This is a genomic window from Streptomyces xantholiticus, from assembly GCF_014651015.1.
In the GTDB taxonomy this organism is placed as follows: Bacteria; Actinomycetota; Actinomycetes; order Streptomycetales; family Streptomycetaceae; genus Streptomyces; species Streptomyces xantholiticus.
The window spans coordinates 92,000-109,464 of sequence record NZ_BMWB01000007.1 but is presented as its reverse complement, the minus strand read 5'-3'; the positions used below and the strand labels follow the sequence as shown (position 1 = coordinate 109,464).

Here is a 17,465-nt window from a genome sequence, read left to right as displayed (position 1 = left end):
GCATTCGCATACACGTACGCTTTCCGGCATGCATGTCAGAACTGTGGGCTTCGACCACCCGGACGCCGTCAAGCTCAATGACCAGGTCCAGCTCGAGTACGTCGAGCGTTACGGGGACGGGGAGGGCGACGCCACGCCGCTCGACGCCTCGATGTTCGTGCCGCCGCGTGGCCTTTATCTCATCGCCTACAACCATCAGGACCACCCCCTGGCGACCGGCGGCTGGCGCACCCAGGACGCGAACCCCGAGGGCTACTCGGACGGCGACGCCGAGCTCAAGCGCATGTACGTGATACCCGAGGCACGCGGTCTGGGCCTGGCCCGACGAATTCTCGCCGCGCTCGAGGAGGACGCCCGGGCGGCCGGCCGGACCCGCATGGTGCTGGAGACCGGGGACATGCAGCCGGAGGCGATCGCGCTCTACGCCTCCAGCGGCTACGAGCCCTGCGCGAAATTCGGTCACTACCGGGAGTACGAGAGCAGCCTCTGCATGGCCAAGCTTTTGACGCGCCCCTGACATAGATCCGGGATTCGTGGCACTCTGCCTCACGCACGCCGATCCGCACCGCCTCGCCCCCTCCCCGCCCGAGCACGTCCGCGGGCGGGCACGGCAGAAGGAGACATGCGTGAGACGCCACCGCTTCGCCGCCTCGGTCCTCGCCGCCGTCGGCGCCCTGCTCGCCGGGGCGCTGTTCGCCACCCCCGCGAGCGCCGCCTCCTCCCCCTCCCCCGTACCCCCCGCTTCCTTCGCGCCGCAGCAGGCGGCCGAGGGCTTCTGGACCGCCGAACGGATGCGCGGCGCCACCCCGCTCGACCTGGTCCACTCCACCCCCGGCCCCTTCCGGGCACCCGTTCCGGCCGGTACGGAGACCGTCATCGGCCCCACCTCCTTCCCCCAGGCCGGCGGGCCGTGGACCGGTGGCGGCGCGGTGGTGAAGACGTCCGGCCGGGTCTTCTTCACCTTCCAGGGCCGTACCGCCTCCTGTTCCGGCAACTCGGTCACCAGCCAGAACGGCAGCACGGTCATGACCGCCGGCCACTGCGTGAAGTACCAGGGTTCCTGGCACACCAACTGGGTCTTCGTCCCCAGCTACAACAACGGCCAGGCCCCCAACGGACAGTGGAGCGCCACCAAGACGCTCGCCACCGACCAGTGGGCGGCGAGCGAGGACATCAACTACGACGTCGGCGCCGCCGTCGTCGCCCCGAGAGACGGCAAGACGCTCGCCCAGGCGGTCGGGGCGCAGGGCCTGAAGTTCAACGGCGGCTACAACAAGGCCATGTACGCCTTCGGCTTCCCGGCGGCGGATCCGTACGACGGCAGCAAGCTGATCCACTGCAGCGGCAACAGCTCGAAGGACTTCCTCTTCTCCCAGGACCACAGCCTCGGCTGCAACATGACTGGTGGCTCCAGCGGCGGCCCCTGGTTCGAGTCCTTCGACGAGTCCTCCGGCACCGGCCTTCAGGTCTCGGTGAACAGTTTCGGCTACCGGTTCCTGCCGAACCGCATGTTCGGCCCGTACTTCGGTCCGGAGGCGAAGGCGGTCTACGACAAGGCGCAGGCGTCCTGATGCGGTGAGGCCCCATCGCCGAACCGGTACAAGAAGGGGGCCTGGCGGAAGAGTCCGCCAGGCCCCTTGCCGAGCCGCCCGCCAAGGCCGCCACAGCCTGCTGCCTGGGGCCCGCGAAGCTCCCTCGGAGTGGCGACAGGTACGAGGCAGACAGCCTTCGTGGTGTTCAACGCGGCCCCGCTCCCCAGGACAGCCTTTGCCGGTGCGGCGCCGCTGAGCGACTTCTCCACCGCAACTGGTGCAGGAGTCGGTGGATTCGTCAGCTCGGATCGTGATCGATGGTGGTGCCGCCCAGGCTGTCGGCGATTGTCCGCCCGGTGGAGGCGTCGCACAGTTGAATCGTCCAGTTCCCGGCGGCGACGAAGTGGCGCGGGCTACGTGTCTCGGCAAGCAGCATCCGCAGGTGATCGTCTCGTTCCGCGCTGGTGCGGTGGAGGGTGAGATGCGCGTCGCGTCCTTCCGACGGATCGCTGCAGGTCGGGTTCTTCGGCGCCTTCGTCACGCAGAGGAGCGTGCCCTTGTCGGTCTTCTGGCGCTGTGAGCAGGTGACTGCCGCGTCCAGCGCATCGGCAAGGGCGTCGACGTTCCGGTAGCGGGGGTCGGCCGGAATGGTGGGCAGGGGGCGCAACGGCGGGAGGACGACCGCGTCCAGTGCTGTGGCGACCTTCTGCGCGGCGATCGGAGAGTCGCCCGGCAGGACGCGGATGTACCAGTTGCCCGCCGCCACCAGCATCTGGCCGCGAGGCGGCGTTCTGCGGCTGTAGACCGACCGTCCGATCTCTCCCTCTTTGACGACGTCCGTGTCGAACACCGAGATCTCCGTCTCGACCGTCGCGCCGTGGTCCTCGAAGACGCAGTCCAGACTGCTGCCCGAGCCGGCCTGTCCCTGCCTGCGGCGCAGCACCTCGCAGTCGACGCCATTTCGCTGCAGCGCGACGACGACGTCATCGGCGGTGGCGAACCTGGGCCGCTCCGGCACATTCCCCGGGAGCGGCGTCGGCGGCGCCCCACTGCTGCGCGTGAACGCGTCGCACGCCGTCAGCGCCAGAAGCAGGAGACAGGCTGCTCCTGCAATTCCCGTCTTCCTCATCGTTCAGTCTCCAGGAGGCGTGGGCGGCGGGCCGGGACTCGGCGACGGTGTACCCGGCTCCGGCTCACCTGTACCGGTGCCGGTGGTCTGGCTGCCGGCGCTGTAGATCGGCTCGATGGACACGTGGTGCCCTGCCGGTGTCTCCGATTCAACCTGATTGATGGCCCGCGCACGTTCCTCGTCGCTCAGGTCTTCCCACGCCATCGCGTCGTCCAGGTGGGGCTCGATCCTGTCCCAATTCATGCCACGGGCCTTGATGTCGCCGCCCCGGGAGTCGGAATCATCTCCGGACTGCTCGTTCCGTTCCCGAACGTCCGGAGTATCCGCGGCATACAGAGTGAAAAGCTGCTTGTCGGTGTCCGATCCATATGGATTCTCCCGCAGCTGGGCGAGGTGGTACGCGGACAGCCGCACGTCGAGTTCCGGGTCGGCCTCGATCTCGGCAGCGAGCTCGGCGTCGCTCAGGTCGCCCAAAGACCTGCCGTCCGTCAGCCGGAACCTGTCCGGGTACTCCTCAATGACCGCCCGGGCCGTGGGCAGCTTCATATGGGTGATACCCAACGATTTATCCGGTTTGGGATAGAGAGTCAGTCCCCAGTTGAAGAAGCGGCCGAACTCGGTGAGCGGCCCGCGAAGGCTGGGGTTGTGGTTCTGGTACCACTGCTGCTCCTGCCACAGGATGGCCAGCAGCAGCTTCCTGCTGATCCCGGTCTCCGCGGACGCGAGCTTCACCGCGTTGAGCACGTTCGGCGGGACATTGATCGGGTGGATGCCGTCCAGCCCTCCGTCCAGGCGCAGCGCGATGCTCAGTGGGCTGTTGCCGTCCAGTGCTTCTCGGACCAGTTTCGGGTCGCTGATCCTGGTCAGACCCTCAACGGTCCGCAGCGCGCGGGCCGCCTCCAGGTCTGCGCGATCGGCCTTCGCCAGGGCATCCGATATGACGCTGTGCGCATGCTGCAGCTTCTCGCGCTCCGGACTCTCGGGCCCCAGCACGGTCGGCTGCGCGAAGTCGACTCTGCCGCTCTCGTCGACCTTGAGCCCGTTCCGGCGCGCATAGTCGAGGCCGCTCTGCAGGTCGCGCTGCGCGTTCTCGATGCCGGCCGCAAGGTCGTCGTAGGCCCGCGCCATGGCACGCAGAGCGAGGCCTGCCGCTTCGTAGTCGTCCCCGTGCTTGACGAACGTGTCCCGTGCGGCACGGCCGCCATCGCCCACCCAGCACTGCCGCAGGGTGGCGGCGATCTCGTCACGGGCATAACCGGCGAGACCGTCGCACTGCTTGGCCGCTCCCAGGACGTCGTCGGCCGCTTCCCGCCACTGCTGGGGCTTCGCGGAGTCGAGGTCGTTGACGGAGACCACCATCAGGCGTCCTCCAGCCAGTCGGCGGACTTCCTGAGCTTCGCCGCGATGGAGCCGTCCTCGCTGATCTGCGCGTCCATGCCCTTCGTCAGCGCCTTCGCCGCGTCCTCAACAAGGTCACTGAGCTGGTGGAGACGTTTCTGCCAGGCAGCCACACAGTCGTTGCTGGCGGCTCCGGCGTCCCACCCGGAATGGGTCTTCCCCACGGCCTCGGCGTCGTCGAGCTTCGACTTGCCGCGTGCCTCACCCTGCGCGACGTGCAGTCCGGAAGCCCTTGAACGAAGCGGCGCGTCCGCCAGGCCGAGATCCGTGCCCTGAAGGGTCGGCGTGGGGGCGGGTCCACCACTCGCCGAGGCGAGTTCCATGCCCGCATCGCGTCTGCGCAGTGCGTCTTCCTTGAGCTGACTCCACTCATCCGCGAACGACATGTATCCCCCATCTACACGTGCGCTTGGTCGGCGGTTCACATCAACCGTACAACCGGCCTCCGACAACTCGCCTTCGTATAAGCGGCGATGGCGACGAGTGCCGCGACTGGCGTGATCGTCAGGCTTTCAGTTGCGTCGGGGTGTGAGAGTCGGAGGTGGTGTCGGTGTCGTCCAGGCCGTCGTCGTTGCCGGCACCGTCCGCGGCGTCGGCGGCGTCGCCGTTCGAGACCGGAGGCACAGGCCACGGGACTTCGCTACGCGCAGGGCGTCGCTCAGGCACTCGGCGAGCCTGATCCCTGCGTAACGCACCTCGCCGTACGTGGACATGGAGTCGTATGAGGAAGCAGGCCTGCCTTCCGGCGACGGCCACGGAAGCAGGCAAGGTGCCCGGGAGGCGGTGGCGGCGGGCCTGGTTACAGAGCCCGGCACGGAAGGGGTTGCGGGATTCATCACCGACTCGGTCATGCCGCTGCCCCCTGCGCGCCGGGGCGAGCGTGTCGGCGGGGTCGCCGTCCGTGCCGAGCACGCAGCTCATGGGCCAGCTCCACGGCGGTCATCACTGTGCCCTGCTCGGACAGGATCGCCACCAGCTCGTCCTGGATCCGCGCACTCACGGCAGGGACGCCCACTGCTCGACGGCGGCCAGACGGTGCTCGGAGACCGTAGGGGGGGGATCCCGATCGCCTCGGCGACGGCCGCCTGCGCGATGAGAGCTGACAGGCCACCGCGATGGGAGCTGACAGGCAACACTGAACGTCTTGGACCCAGTTGCTGTACGTGGCCACCGCACGAAAGGCGAGAGCCTCTGCCGGATGGATCCGGCAGAGGCTCTCAGCTGCGGTGGACCTGTGGGGATTTGAACCCCAGACCCCCTCGATGCGAACGAGGTGCGCTACCAGACTGCGCCACAGGCCCTTGCAACGAGTGAAACTCTAGCATCCCGGTCGGGGTGCTTGGAAATCCGTTCCCGGCAGGTCCCTGCGCAGGTCACGGACACCGCCCGGAGGCGGCGTCACGCGCCGGCCGACGTCACTCGTTGGCCGCGCGCGGCCGGTCCTGGTCCGCGTACTGGTCGAAGAGCGGCGTGCGGCCACGCTCACGGGCACGGCGAGGCTGGGGCGCGCGGCGGCCCGAGGCAGGGTCGGCGGCCGGGTCGGGCGTCTCACGCTGCTGGGCCGGCGTCGGCTCGGCCGTCGAGGAGCGGGCCGCGCTCCACGTCTCCGGGTCGCTGACGTCCACGCCGCTCGAGGCACGCGGTGCCACAGGGGCGGTGACGTACGTCGGCAGCGGCACCGGGACCGGTTCCCAGCTCTCGCCGGTCACGGGGCCGCGCTGGCGCTGCTGGTCCACCCATTCCGCGTGGTCCGTCTGCTCGACCAGCGCGCGGCGGCCCGCCTCCTGCGGGGAGAGCCTCGGCGAGGGCTCGGGCTCGGCGTGCTCGGTGGGCACCGCGTCGGGCTGGGCTGCGTCCACCGTCACCTGGTGTCGGCGCGGACGGTTCTCCCGCAGCCGCTGGGCCGCGGCCTCGGCCCGCCGCCGGTCCATCGTGAACGCGAAGCGCCGCCGTTCCTGAGCGCGCATCTGCATGATGTAGGCGCTGAGGAGCACCGCCGGGACGGCAGGCGCCCACAGGAAGCCGAGCCCGCCGACGGCGGCGACCACAGCGCCGAGGGTGAAGGCCAGGAAGAGGACCGTGGTCGTACGTCTGCGCCGGGCGAGGACCTGGCTGCGCCGCGCGCGCTCGGCGGCCGCGGCGCGGTCGGCCCGCTGGCGCGGGTCCGGGCGACGGGCCGGGTTCCGGGCGGGCCGGTCCGTCTCCTGCTCGGCACCCTCGGGGGTGTCCCGGCGGACTTCGGTGCGGGGCGCGGCGAAGGCCCGGACGTCCACGGAACTCAAACGGTCCGTGGCGGCGTCCGGGTCCGCGCCGTGCTCGGGCTGCTCGGCGGTGCGTTCCTGCAGCTCCTTGGCGTACCGGCGCTCCATCGCCGCTCGTCCGGACAGCAGCCGGATGGCGGTGGAGAAGCGTTCCGTGGGACGGGCTTCGTTCAGCTCGTCCTGCCTGCGGAGCCACATCGGCACCAAGTAGGCGGCCCAGGCCCCGACGATGACTGCGTAGATGAGGCCGCTGCTGCTCACGCAACACACCGTAGAGGGATTCGCACCAGGGCATCCGCCAATTGGCCCGGTGTGTCGCACGATCTGGCTGATATCAAGGACTTTTTTTGTGATTGTTCGGATCGATTCATGGCCGAGGGCGGCCAAATTCGAACGTTTATTTTATTCCGGGGGCGGTTCCAGGTCGTACCTGGTGCCAGCGGTTGACCATCCCTTCCGGCACCTCCTCTGCCGTCAGCGCAAAGACGAGGTGGTCCCGCCATGCGCCGTCGATGTGGAGATAACGGGGGCGCAGACCCTCTTCGCGGAATCCGAGTTTCTCCACGACCCGGCGGCTGGGTCCGTTCTCGGGCCGAATGCAGACCTCGATCCGGTGCAGACCGATCGAGCGGAAGCAGTGGTCCACGGCGAGAGCGACGGCCGTCGGCATGACCCCGCGCCCCGCGACGCTGCGGTCGACCCAGTAGCCGACATGACCCGAGCACATCGAACCCCAGGTGATTCCGGCCACGGTCAGCTGCCCGACCAGCCGGTCCTGGTACTCGACGACGAAGGGCAACACCCGGCCCGCGTTCGCCTCCGAGCGCAGATGACGGACCATCTGCCGGTACGTCGGACGCTGGATGAGCGGACCGCCCGGGGCGGGCGGCGGGATCGTGGCCTCCCAGGGGCGCAGCCAGTCACGGTTGCGCCGGTTGACCTCACGCCAGATCCGCTGGTCGCGCAGCCTTATGGGGCGGAGGGTGACGTCACCGTCCACCAGGACGACAGGCCAGCTGACGCTCATGACTCGCTGGGATGGTCGCCACCGCGCAGCTGATCGACGGCGTGGCGCAGGATCTGCTCCAGTACGGCGAGCCCGTCCCGTACACCCCCGGTGGATCCCGGGAGGTTGACGATCAGCGTGCGGCCGGCGACACCGGCGACACCGCGGGACAGCACGGCGGCGGGCACCTTCTCACGCCCGTGGGCGCGGATCGCCTCCGGGATTCCGGGGACCTCGTGGTCGAGGAGGGAGCGGGTGACGTCAGGAGTGCGGTCCGTGGGCGAGATGCCTGTGCCGCCGGTGGTGACAATGACGTCGTACCGGTCGGCCACGCCCTCGCGCAGCGCGTCGCCGACCGGACCGCCGTCCGGGACGACCCGGGGGCCGTCGACTGCGAAGCCGAGCGCGGTGAGCTTCGCGGCGATGAGCGGGCCGCCCTTGTCCTCGTACACCCCGGCGGACGCCCGGTTGGAGGCGGTCACCACGAGCGCCCGGTACGGGGCGGTGGCGTGGGCGGCCGTCATGCGCGCGCCTCCTGCGCTCCCTGTGATGCCTCGCGGGTCCAGTCGCCGGACTTGCCGCCGGTCTTCTCCTCGACCCGAATGTCGGTGATGACTGCCGCCTTGTCGACGGCCTTGATCATGTCCACGACCGTGAGGGCGGCGACGGAGACCGCGGTGAGCGCCTCCATCTCCACGCCCGTACGGTCCGTCGTCTTCACGGTGGCGGCGATCTCGACCGCGTCGTCGGCGACCGACAGCTCGAGCTTCACCCCGGAGACGGAGAGCGGGTGGCAGAGCGGGATCAGGTCGGGTGTGCGCTTCGCGCCCATGATCCCGGCGATCCGTGCCGTGGCGAGGGCGTCGCCCTTGGGAACCCCCTCGCCGCGCAGCAGCTCCACCACGTGCGACGAGACCAGGACGCGGCCGGTGGCACGCGCGGTGCGGGCGGTGACGTCCTTCCCGGATACGTCGACCATGCGGGCCGCCCCCGCCTCGTCGATGTGCGTCAGCCTGCCTTGCGTGCTCATGTGCGCCTGTGCTCCCGGTCCGGTCCCGTCAGGGCCTGTGTGGTCTGACACGGTACCGCCACAGGGGGCCGGTCACCCCAGGAGGACCACACCGACCTCCGTGCCGGGCTCCACCGACGTCTCGGCCTCCGGGACGACGATCAGACAGTCGGCATGGGCGAGTGCCGCGATCAGATGGGAGCCGGAGCCGCCGACCGGGCTGACGCTGCCGGATTGGGCGTCGTAGGCGCCGCGGAGGAACTGGCGCTTGCCGGCCGGGGAGCCGAGCGCCGCGTCCGCCTTGAGCACGGCGCGGACGGTGGGGCGATGCACGTCCGGCAGGCCCATGAGCGTACGGATCGCGGGGCGGACGAACAGCTCGAAGGAGACGTACGACGACACCGGATTGCCGGGCAGGGCCAGCAGCGGTGTGTGATCCGGGCCGATGGAGCCGAAGCCCTGGGGCTTGCCCGGCTGCATGGCGAGCTTGCGGAAGTCGATCCCGCCGCCCGGCTCGCCCTCGTCGCCGACCGAGGAGAGCGCCTCCTTGACCACGTCGTACGCGCCGACACTCACGCCGCCCGTGGTGACCAGCAGGTCGGCGCGGACGAGCTGGTCCTCGATGGTGGCGCGCAGGATCTCCGCGTCGTCGGTGACCGCGCCGACCCGGTAGGAAATCGCACCCGCGTCCCGCGCGGCGGCGGCGAGCGCGAAGCTGTTGGAGTCGTAGATCCTGCCCTCGGTCAACTCCTCGCCGGGCTGGACCAGTTCGCTGCCGGTCGACAGGACCACCACACGAGGGCGGGGACGGACGCGCACCACGTGGCGGCCGATCGCGGCGAGCAGCCCGATCTGGGGCGGTCCGAGGACCGTGCCCGCCTCGAGGGCGAGGTCGCCCGCCTGTACGTCGCTGCCGCGGGCGCGTACATGGGCGCGCTCCTCGACGGGCCGGTGGACACGGACCTCGCCGCTCGCGCCCTCGGGGGCCTCGCCGGCGGGACGCATGGTCCTGGCGGCTCCTCCGCCGGTGCCACCGTCGGTCCACTCGACCGGTACGACGGCCTGCGCGCCGGGCGGCAGGGGGGCTCCGGTCATGATGCGGGCGGCCTGGCCGGGGCCGACGGTGGGCGGTCCGTCGCTGCCGGCGGCCACGTCACCGATGACCGTGAGGACGGAGGGAGACTCCTCCGTGGCGCCCGCGACATCGGCGACCCGGACCGCGTACCCGTCCATGGAGCTGTTGTCGAACGGCGGCAGCGCGACCGGGACGGTGACGTCCTCGACGAGGACACAGCCCTGCGCGTCCGGCAGCTGCAGCTCGATCGGGTCGAGCGGGCGGATCGCGGCGAGGATGTCCTCGAGGTGGTCGTCGACCGACCAGGTCGTGCTGCTCACGGTCCTACATCTCCTCGGTCACATAACTGCGAAGCCAGTCCCGGAATTCCGGGCCCAGGTCCTCACGTTCGCACGCGAGTCTGACAATGGCACGCAGATAGTCGCCGCGGTCACCTGTGTCATAGCGGCGGCCCTTGAAGATCACGCCGTGCACCGCGCCGCCCGCGCTCCCGGCCCCGCCCGCGGCCGACTGCTCGGCCTCCGCGAGCTTCTGGAGGGCGTCGGTGAGCTGGATCTCGCCGCCACGGCCCGGCTCCGTCTCGCGCAGTATGGCGAAGACGGCGGGGTCGAGGACATAGCGGCCGATGATCGCAAGATTGCTGGGCGCGTCCGCCGGGTCCGGCTTCTCCACCAGATCGGTGACCTTGACGACGTCGCTCTCGCCGGTGGGCTTCACTGCGGCGCAGCCGTAGAGGTGGATCTGGGCCGGGTCGACCTCCATCAGCGCGATGACACTGCCGCCCTCACGCTCCTGCACCTCGACCATGCGCGCCAGCAGCGGGTCCCGCGGATCGATCAGGTCGTCGCCGAGGAGGACCGCGAAGGGCTGGTCACCGACGTGTGGTGCGGCACAGAGCACGGCGTGGCCGAGGCCGCGCGGGTCGCCCTGGCGTACGTAGTGCATGGTCGCGAGGTCGCTGGACTCCTGGACCTTGGCGAGCCTGCCGGCGTCACCCTTGCGGGAGAGCGCCTCCTCGAGCTCGTAGTTGCGGTCGAAGTGGTCCTCGAGGGGGCGCTTGTTGCGCCCTGTGATCATGAGCACGTCGGAGAGGCCGGCGGAGACGGCCTCCTCGACGACGTACTGGATCGCGGGCTTGTCGACCACAGGCAGCATCTCTTTGGGAGTGGCTTTCGTGGCAGGCAGGAACCGGGTGCCGAGGCCTGCGGCAGGGATGACAGCCTTGCTGATCCTGGGGTGCGACTGAGTCATGCGCAGACAATAACTGCTGCGCATGGGCGGAAGATGATGCTCCGGTTAATTTCGTCCCCATAAAGAGGTGTACCAGATGTTTACGGGTGGTCAATGAACGCCGACATGTCGGAAAAAAGTGAGCTGCGGGCCGAACTTCTCGGCGCACGACGGCTCCTGTCCGAGCAGGACGTCCAGGAGACCGCCGCGGTTCTCGCGCGACACGCCTTGGAACTGCCCGAGTTGGCGGACGCCGGCACCGTCGCCGCCTATGTCTCCGTCGGGCGCGAGCCCGGCACGCGCGCGCTGCTCGACGCGCTGCACGCCCGCGGCGTACGTGTCCTGCTGCCGGTACTGCTGGCCGACAACGACCTCGACTGGGGTGCCTACCAGGGCCCGGACCGTCTGGAGCCCGCCGGGCGCGGGCTGCTGGAGCCGGCCGGGGAACGGCTCGGCCCGGACGCCGTCGTCACGGCGGACGCCGTACTGCTGCCCGGCCTCGCCGTGGACGCCCGCGGCATGCGGCTCGGGCGCGGCGGCGGCTCGTACGACCGTGTCCTCGCGCGCCTGACCGCCGCCGGGGCGGACCCGGCGCTCGTGGTGCTCCTCTACGCGAACGAGGTGGTCGAGCGGGTCCCGGTGGAACCCCACGACCACCCCGTGCACGCGGTGGTGACGCCCAGGGGCGTCAGCCGCTTCACGGGACCGACTGGCCCGGCGGGTGGAGGGTGAGCGTGTCGGCGGTCCCGGCCGACACCGCGTCAGCGCTGTAGACCCAGTCCAGCAGCTCGCCGTCGGCCCACTTCTCGGTCTGGTCGGTGTAGTGCGCGCTGTACGCGTGACCGGACGCACCGGTGAGGTTGACCCACCGGGACTCGTCCCAGTCGCCGACGTTGACGACCATCCGCATCGAGGGGACCCACACGACCTCGTAACCGCCTGCCGCGTTCCACCCGGTGGCGTTCACCGCGGCCTCACCGCCGCCCAGGTTCCACGGGCCGCGGTTGAGCATGAACTGAAGGAAGCCGGGGCCCTCGGTGCCCAGCGTCGGGTTCTTCAGCGTGAGCTGGTGCAGACGGCCCCAGCTCCAGCTGGACGCGTCCTTGCCCAGCTCGGCGGTCAGCTCCCAGCGGGCGTCCACCATCGCACGGCCGAGCAGCTCGTCACGGTGGTCCGTCGCCTTCTCCGTACGCGTCCTGGGCGACTGCCACCACGCGTTGTCCTCGTCCTTCAGCAGCCGGCGCACCACCTCGAACCAGCGGTCGCCGCCGTCCGGCTGGGCCGAGTCCGCGTCGCGCTGTCCGCACTCGCGCACCCGCTCCTCGAGGTCGTCGTCCGGGGCGGTGCTGTCGGCGGGCCGCACGCTGAGGCACTCGCCCTCGACCCGCAGCTCCTTGGGGAGCTTGTTGCCGAACGCCAGCTTGAGGACGTTGCGCCACACGGCGTTGAAGTAGGCGGCTGCACCGGAGTCCGGCTCCTGGGTGTAGTCCCAGCCCTCCAGGAGCTTCTGTGCCTCGCGGACGTACGGGTCGGAGACGTCGATCTTCAGCAGGTAAGGCGTCAGCAGCTTGGCGATCTCACTGCTGTTGTCCGTCTGCATGGTGCGCATGTCTTCGGTGGAGATCTTGCCGCCACCCTGGATCTTCGACTCGATGAGGTCGTTGATGCGCTGGCTGCGGGCGCCGTAGCCGTAGTCCTTGGTGATCGGATACGGGTACTTCTCGGCGTCGATGACGGCCTGGTTGGCGGTGACGACGTAGCCGCGGTCGGGGTTGTACTCGTAGGGCAGCTCGTCGAAGGGGATGTAACCGCTCCACTTGTACGCCGGGTCCCAGCCGGGCGCGGGCATCGAGCCGTCGCCCTCGGCCCGGACCGGGATCCTGCCGGGGGCCTGGTAACCGATGTTGCCCTCGGTGTCGGCGTAGATCAGGTTCTGCGAGGGCACCTCGAACTTCTGCGCGGCCTTGCGGAAGCTCTGGAAGTCGCTCGCCCGGTCGATCTCGAAGACGGCGTCCATGGTGTTGCCGGGCTGGAGCGCGGTCCACTGCAGGGCGACGCCGTAGCCTGCGCCGCGGTCGGGTGCGGCGTTGGACACGGGGGCCTTCTCGCCAACCTTCTCCAGTTCGTCGCTGCGGTCGGAGACCAGGGGGCCGTGGCCGGTGGAGCGGACGGTGATCGTCTTGCTGGTGCCGCCGGCGACCTTGATGACCTCCTTGCGGGTGGTCAGCTGCTTCTCCTCGCCACCGACCAGGTAGCTGTCGCCGCTGAGCTTTTCGAGGTACAGGTCGGTGACGTCGGCGCCGAGGTTGGTGAAGCCCCAGGCGATGTCCTGGTTGTGGCCGATTATCACGCCGGGCATGCCGGAGAAGGTGTAGCCCGCGACGTCGTACCGGCACTTCGCGGAGGTCTCACGGCAGTGCAGACCCATCTGGTACCAGAGGGAGGGGAGCTGCGGCGCCAGGTGCGGGTCGTTGGCCAGCAGAGGCTTGCCGGTGGTCGTGTACCGGCCGGAGACCACCCAGGAGTTGGAGCCGATGCCGTTGCCGCTGGGGCCGAGGAGCGACGGGATGGCTTCGAGGGTGTCGGAAAGCGCCGACAGCTGCGAGTTCAGACCGGAGGCCGCGTTCGCGGCGCTGCCGGCGCCGTCTCCCGTGCCGTTGCCGTCGCTGGTGCCGGTGTTCGCGTCGGTCGAGCCGTCGCCGAGGTCGGAGGGCTTGGCCGCCGGGTCGAACTTGCCGGTGACCTGGCTGATGCCCCCCTCTTGGACGATCGGCTTGTTACGGTCGAACGGATAGGACGGGTACAGGTCCTTGATCTGCTTCTCGCTCAGCCTGCTGGTCAGCAGGGAGCGGTCGATCTCGTCCTCCATGTTCCCGCGCAGGTCCCAGGCCATCGCCTTCAGCCAGGCCACCGAGTCGACCGGCGACCACGGCTCGGGCTTGTAGTCGTTGGTGAAGGACAGTGCCGCGTACTCGACCGAGATCTCCTCGGCCGAGCGCTCCTTGAGATACGCGTTGACACCCTCCGAGTAGGCCTGGAGGTACTTCTTGGTCTCCGCCGAGAGCTTGGTGTCGTACTCCTGCTGCGCGACGCGGCGCCACCCGAGTGTGCGGAGGAAGGCATCGGTCTCGACCTGGCCGGGGCCGAACATCTCGGAGAGCCGGCCGGCCGTCATGTGCCGGCGGACGTCCATCTCCCAGAAGCGGTCCTGCGCCTGGACGAACCCCTGCGCTCGGAACAGGTCCTCGTCGCTGTCCGCGTAGATCTGCGGAATGCCGTAGCCGTCCCGCTTGACCTCGACCTGGCCGCCGAGTCCTTCGAGTTGGATCGACCCGGTGGTCTGCGGGAACGAGGCACGCACCGTACTGATGCTCCAGTACGCCCCGTATCCGACGCCCGCGACGAGCGCCAGCACCAGGACGAGCAGGAGCAGGCGGGCGCGTCGCCCCTTCTTCTTGGGGGAAGAGGCGGTTGTGTTGGCGGGCATCGCTGTCCTTCGAGGGGCAGGGTGGTCCTGGGAATGCTGAGGCAACTCTAGGCGCAGCCCCCGACCCGCCCGGACGCGGTATCCACAAGGCACCGACCATTCACAGACAAACGGATCATCACACCGTCAAGGAAGCGTTAAAGATTAGGTAAGGTAACGAAGTGTGCCCGCCGGTAAGAGGATCCGGCCGCACGGCGCAAGGGGAAGGATCGGCCACTGACTGTCCACCAGCTCAACGAACTTCTGCTCGTCTGCTCGCTCGTTCTGCTCATCGCCGTGGCGGCCGTGCGCGTCTCCTCGCGCAGCGGCCTCCCCAGCCTGCTGCTGTACCTGGGTATCGGCATCGCGATGGGCCAGGACGGCCTGCTCGAGCTCCAGTTCGACGACCCCGAACTGACACAGGTGATCGGCTACGCCGCACTCGTCGTGATCCTGGCCGAAGGTGGACTCGGCACGAAGTGGAAGGAGATCAGGCCCGCGCTGCCCGCTGCGGCCGCCCTGGCCACGGTCGGCGTCGCGGTGAGCGTGGGGGTGACGGCCGCTGCCGCCCACTATCTGGTGGGCCTCCCCTGGCAGCAGGCGCTGATCGTCGGCGCGGTCGTCTCGTCGACCGACGCCGCCGCGGTCTTCTCCGTACTGCGCAAAGTGCGACTGCCTTCCCGGGTTACGGGAGCACTCGAGGCCGAATCCGGTTTCAACGACGCCCCCGTGGTGATCCTGGTGGTGGCCTTCTCGTCCACCGGGCCGATGGACTCCTGGTACCTGCTCGTCGGCGAGATCGCCCTGGAACTGGCGATCGGCGCGGTCATCGGTCTCGCGACCGGCTGGCTCGGCGCGTACGCACTGCGGCACGTGGCACTGCCCGCGTCCGGCCTCTACCCGATCGCGGTCATGGCCATCGCGGTGATGGCCTACGCGGCCGGCGCCATGGCCCACGGCAGCGGCTTCCTCGCCGTATACCTCGCCTCGATGGTCCTCGGGAACGCCAAACTGCCGCACTCCCCGGCGAACCGGGGCTTCGCAGAGGGCCTGGGCTGGCTCGCCCAGATCGGCATGTTCGTCCTGCTCGGCCTGCTGGTGACGCCGCACGAGCTGCTCGGCGACTTCTGGCCCGCGGTGGTGGTGGGCCTGATGCTGACCGCGGTGGCACGCCCGGTCGGAGTGTTCATCAGCCTGCTCCCCTTCTCGATCCCGTGGCGGGAGCAGGTCCTGATGTCCTGGGCGGGCCTCCGCGGGGCCGTGCCCATCATTTTCGCGACGATCCCCATGGTCTCGGGGGTCGAGGGCAACGACCGGATCTTCAACATCGTCTTCGTCCTGGTGGTCGTCTACACATTGGTGCAGGGGCCGACACTGCCCTGGCTGGCGAAGCGGCTACGACTCGGGGACCCGTCGGAGGCGGCCGACCTGGGCATCGAGTCCGCGCCTCTGGAGCGGCTGCGGGGGCACCTGCTGTCGGTCGCGATCCCCAAGGGCTCGCGGATGCACGGGGTCGAGGTCGCGGAGCTGCGGCTCCCGGCGGGCGCCGCGGTCACCCTCGTCGTACGGGACGGGAAGAGCTTCGTGCCGCTGCCGGCCACCGCGCTGCGGCACGGCGACGAGCTGCTCGTGGTGGCGACCGATCCGGTCCGGGACGCGGCGGAGCGGCGGCTGCGGGCGGTCGGCCAGGGCGGCAAGCTGGCGGGCTGGCTCGGCACCGGCGGGGGAACCCGTCGCAGATCCGGTTGATGCAGGGGTCGGTCAGCGCGCCGGTGAGAAATCGCAGGAATGCGGCACGTGATCCCTGTCATTCCCCGGGGCCGTCAGCCAAAGTCCCTGTACCATGAAGGCACACTGATCGACCAACTCTGCCTGACGCAGAGCTGGCGCGACCGTATGGCGGCCGCGGAGTCCCCCGCAGTGGACCCCGGTATCTACCGCAGTTCCGCGCAAGAGGACAGCTCTCGGCGGCTCCCGACACCCAGGGGAGCGCTACCAGGCGGCAGAAAGGCAAGGACCGTGGAGTCCACGGTCGCTTCTGGCACGCGTCCCGGTTACGGGCAGCTGCTCCGTACCGCAGGCGCATGGACGTTCCTGCTTCCAGGATTCGCCGCCCGCCAGCCCTTCGCGATGCTCACCATCAGCATCGTCCTGCTGGTGCAGCACACCACCGGCTCGTACGGCAGCGCAGGCGCCGTCGCGGCCGTCACCGGCGTGTCCATGGCACTGTTCGCGCCGCAGAGCGGCAAGCTCGCCGACCGCTTCGGACAGCGCGCCGTACTGGTGCCCGGCGTGCTCGTGCACGCGGCGTCGGGTGCCGCACTCACCGTGCTCGCCCTGGCCGACGCCCCTGTGTGGGCGCTGTTCGCCGCGGCCGTTCCGACCGGCGCCTCCGTTCCGCAGATCGGCCCGATGGTGCGGTCCCGCTGGGCGGCACGGCTCCAGGGCTCGCCGCTGATGTCGACGGCCGCGGCCTTCGAGTCGGTGACCGACGAGTTCACCTTCGTGGTGGGCCCCGTCCTGGCCACCGCCCTGTGCACCGGCGCCCACCCGGCGGCCGGCCTGATCGCCGAGTCCGTGCTCACGCTGGCCGGCGGACTGCTGTTCGCGGCCCAGCGCCGCACCCAGCCGGCCCACGGCCACTCCCTCACCGACGCACGGTCCAAGCGCACGTCCGCGCTGTCCGTACCGGGGGTGCGGGTCCTGGCGGTCGCCTTCCTCGGCATCGGCTCCGTCTTCGGCGGCATGCAGGTCTCCCTGACGGCGTTCACCGAAGAGATCGGGCAGCCCGGCATGAACGGCCTGCTCTACGGGCTCTTCGCCGCGGGCAACATGCTCGCCGGTGTCGCGGTCGGGGCCATCGCCTGGAAGACCGGGCCGCTCCGACGACTGGTGATCGGCTACGCCGGCCTCACCCTCGCCGCGTCCCTGCTGTGGACGGCGCACTCCGTCGTACTGCTCGGAGCACTGGGCCTGGTCGTGGGCCTCTTCATCGCCCCGGCACTTATCACGGGCTACACGCTGGTGGACCCGCTGGTCCCGGCCACAGCCCGCACCGAGGCCTTCACCTGGCTGACGGGCGCGGTGGCGCTAGGCCAGGCGGCCGCCGTGACGGTCGCCGGACGACTGGCCGACACATACGGCGCGAGCGCCGGGTTCGCCGTGCCGCTGGTGGGGACCGCACTCGCACTGGCCACCCTCGTCGTGCTGCGTTCGCGGCTGGCGCCGAAGACCTCGGGGCGGGTCGCGGCACGTGGGATCGGTCACCGAGTGCCGGTGACGGTGGACTGATCCGGCGGAATACGTCAGTATGGAGTGTCGTTAGCACTCATCGAGTGAGAGTGCCAGGAGGAAGACAA

Annotated in this window: 15 protein-coding genes and 1 tRNA gene; 5 read left to right on the top strand and 11 right to left on the bottom strand. The window is 69.8% G+C overall.

What is annotated here, in order from left to right; translation table 11 throughout:
• The first annotated feature begins 28 nt into the window (after positions 1-28).
• Together IE198_RS13915 and IE198_RS13910 are read left to right on the top strand one after the other, a co-directional pair.
• Complete coding sequence (locus IE198_RS13915; RefSeq protein WP_189886294.1) at positions 29-517, top strand: GNAT family N-acetyltransferase; 489 nt, start codon at positions 29-31, stop codon at positions 515-517.
• A gap of 109 nt (positions 518-626) precedes the next feature.
• Positions 627-1,571 (top strand): trypsin-like serine peptidase, encoded by a 945-nt coding sequence (locus IE198_RS13910; RefSeq protein WP_189886292.1) that lies wholly within the window; start codon positions 627-629, stop codon positions 1,569-1,571.
• A 259-nt stretch (positions 1,572-1,830) separates the two neighbouring features.
• Here the strand turns inward: IE198_RS13910 and IE198_RS13905 are convergent, their stop codons facing one another.
• The 10 genes from IE198_RS13905 to galU form a co-directional block, all read right to left on the bottom strand.
• Entirely contained in the window at positions 1,831-2,661 is an 831-nt protein-coding gene (locus tag IE198_RS13905; RefSeq protein ID WP_189886290.1) for a hypothetical protein, read from the bottom strand.
• A gap of 3 nt (positions 2,662-2,664) precedes the next feature.
• Positions 2,665-4,020: a hypothetical protein gene (locus IE198_RS13900; RefSeq protein ID WP_229833911.1), complete on the bottom strand. Its 1,356-nt coding sequence runs from the start codon at positions 4,018-4,020 to the stop codon at positions 2,665-2,667.
• On the bottom strand, positions 4,020-4,445 hold the full coding sequence (locus IE198_RS13895) for a hypothetical protein (RefSeq protein WP_189886288.1): 426 nt from the start codon (positions 4,443-4,445) through the stop codon (positions 4,020-4,022). The genes IE198_RS13900 and IE198_RS13895 overlap by 1 nt, the downstream gene beginning before the upstream one ends.
• 841 nt (positions 4,446-5,286) lie before the next feature.
• Positions 5,287-5,360, bottom strand: a tRNA-Ala gene (locus tag IE198_RS13890).
• 114 nt (positions 5,361-5,474) lie between these two features.
• Positions 5,475-6,581 (bottom strand): divisome protein SepX/GlpR, encoded by a 1,107-nt coding sequence (gene sepX / locus IE198_RS13885; RefSeq protein ID WP_189886286.1) that lies wholly within the window; start codon positions 6,579-6,581, stop codon positions 5,475-5,477.
• A 136-nt stretch (positions 6,582-6,717) separates the two neighbouring features.
• Positions 6,718-7,347 carry a GNAT family N-acetyltransferase gene (locus tag IE198_RS13880; protein ID WP_189886284.1) on the bottom strand — a complete coding sequence of 210 codons (630 nt, stop codon included), beginning with the start codon at positions 7,345-7,347 and terminating at the stop codon, positions 6,718-6,720.
• The gene (locus IE198_RS13875) at positions 7,344-7,850 is read right to left on the bottom strand and encodes a MogA/MoaB family molybdenum cofactor biosynthesis protein (RefSeq protein WP_189886282.1); all 507 of its coding nucleotides are present in this window, start codon (positions 7,848-7,850) and stop codon (positions 7,344-7,346) included. The genes IE198_RS13880 and IE198_RS13875 overlap by 4 nt, the downstream gene beginning before the upstream one ends.
• On the bottom strand, positions 7,847-8,356 hold the full coding sequence (moaC, locus tag IE198_RS13870; RefSeq protein ID WP_189886280.1) for a cyclic pyranopterin monophosphate synthase MoaC: 510 nt from the start codon (positions 8,354-8,356) through the stop codon (positions 7,847-7,849). Before moaC ends, IE198_RS13875 begins: the two co-directional genes overlap by 4 nt.
• Before the next feature lie 72 nt (positions 8,357-8,428).
• Entirely contained in the window at positions 8,429-9,730 is a 1,302-nt protein-coding gene (glp, locus tag IE198_RS13865) for a molybdotransferase-like divisome protein Glp (protein WP_189886278.1), read from the bottom strand.
• A gap of 4 nt (positions 9,731-9,734) precedes the next feature.
• The gene (galU, locus tag IE198_RS13860) at positions 9,735-10,661 is read right to left on the bottom strand and encodes a UTP--glucose-1-phosphate uridylyltransferase GalU (RefSeq protein WP_189886276.1); all 927 of its coding nucleotides are present in this window, start codon (positions 10,659-10,661) and stop codon (positions 9,735-9,737) included.
• 93 nt (positions 10,662-10,754) lie between these two features.
• Here galU and IE198_RS13855 point away from each other — a divergent pair, with 93 nt between their 5' ends.
• The gene (locus IE198_RS13855; protein WP_189886274.1) at positions 10,755-11,372 is read left to right on the top strand and encodes a 5-formyltetrahydrofolate cyclo-ligase; all 618 of its coding nucleotides are present in this window, start codon (positions 10,755-10,757) and stop codon (positions 11,370-11,372) included.
• On the opposite strand, the gene IE198_RS13850 is transcribed toward IE198_RS13855, so the two are convergent.
• Positions 11,338-14,127 carry a penicillin acylase family protein gene (locus IE198_RS13850; protein ID WP_189886272.1) on the bottom strand — a complete coding sequence of 930 codons (2,790 nt, stop codon included), beginning with the start codon at positions 14,125-14,127 and terminating at the stop codon, positions 11,338-11,340. The genes IE198_RS13855 and IE198_RS13850 overlap by 35 nt on opposite strands.
• A gap of 216 nt (positions 14,128-14,343) precedes the next feature.
• Here IE198_RS13850 and IE198_RS13845 point away from each other — a divergent pair, with 216 nt between their 5' ends.
• Complete coding sequence (locus tag IE198_RS13845) at positions 14,344-15,855, top strand: potassium/proton antiporter (protein ID WP_189886533.1); 1,512 nt, start codon at positions 14,344-14,346, stop codon at positions 15,853-15,855.
• A gap of 270 nt (positions 15,856-16,125) precedes the next feature.
• Complete coding sequence (locus tag IE198_RS13840) at positions 16,126-17,397, top strand: MFS transporter (RefSeq protein ID WP_189886270.1); 1,272 nt, start codon at positions 16,126-16,128, stop codon at positions 17,395-17,397.
• Positions 17,398-17,465: the final 68 nt, after the last annotated feature.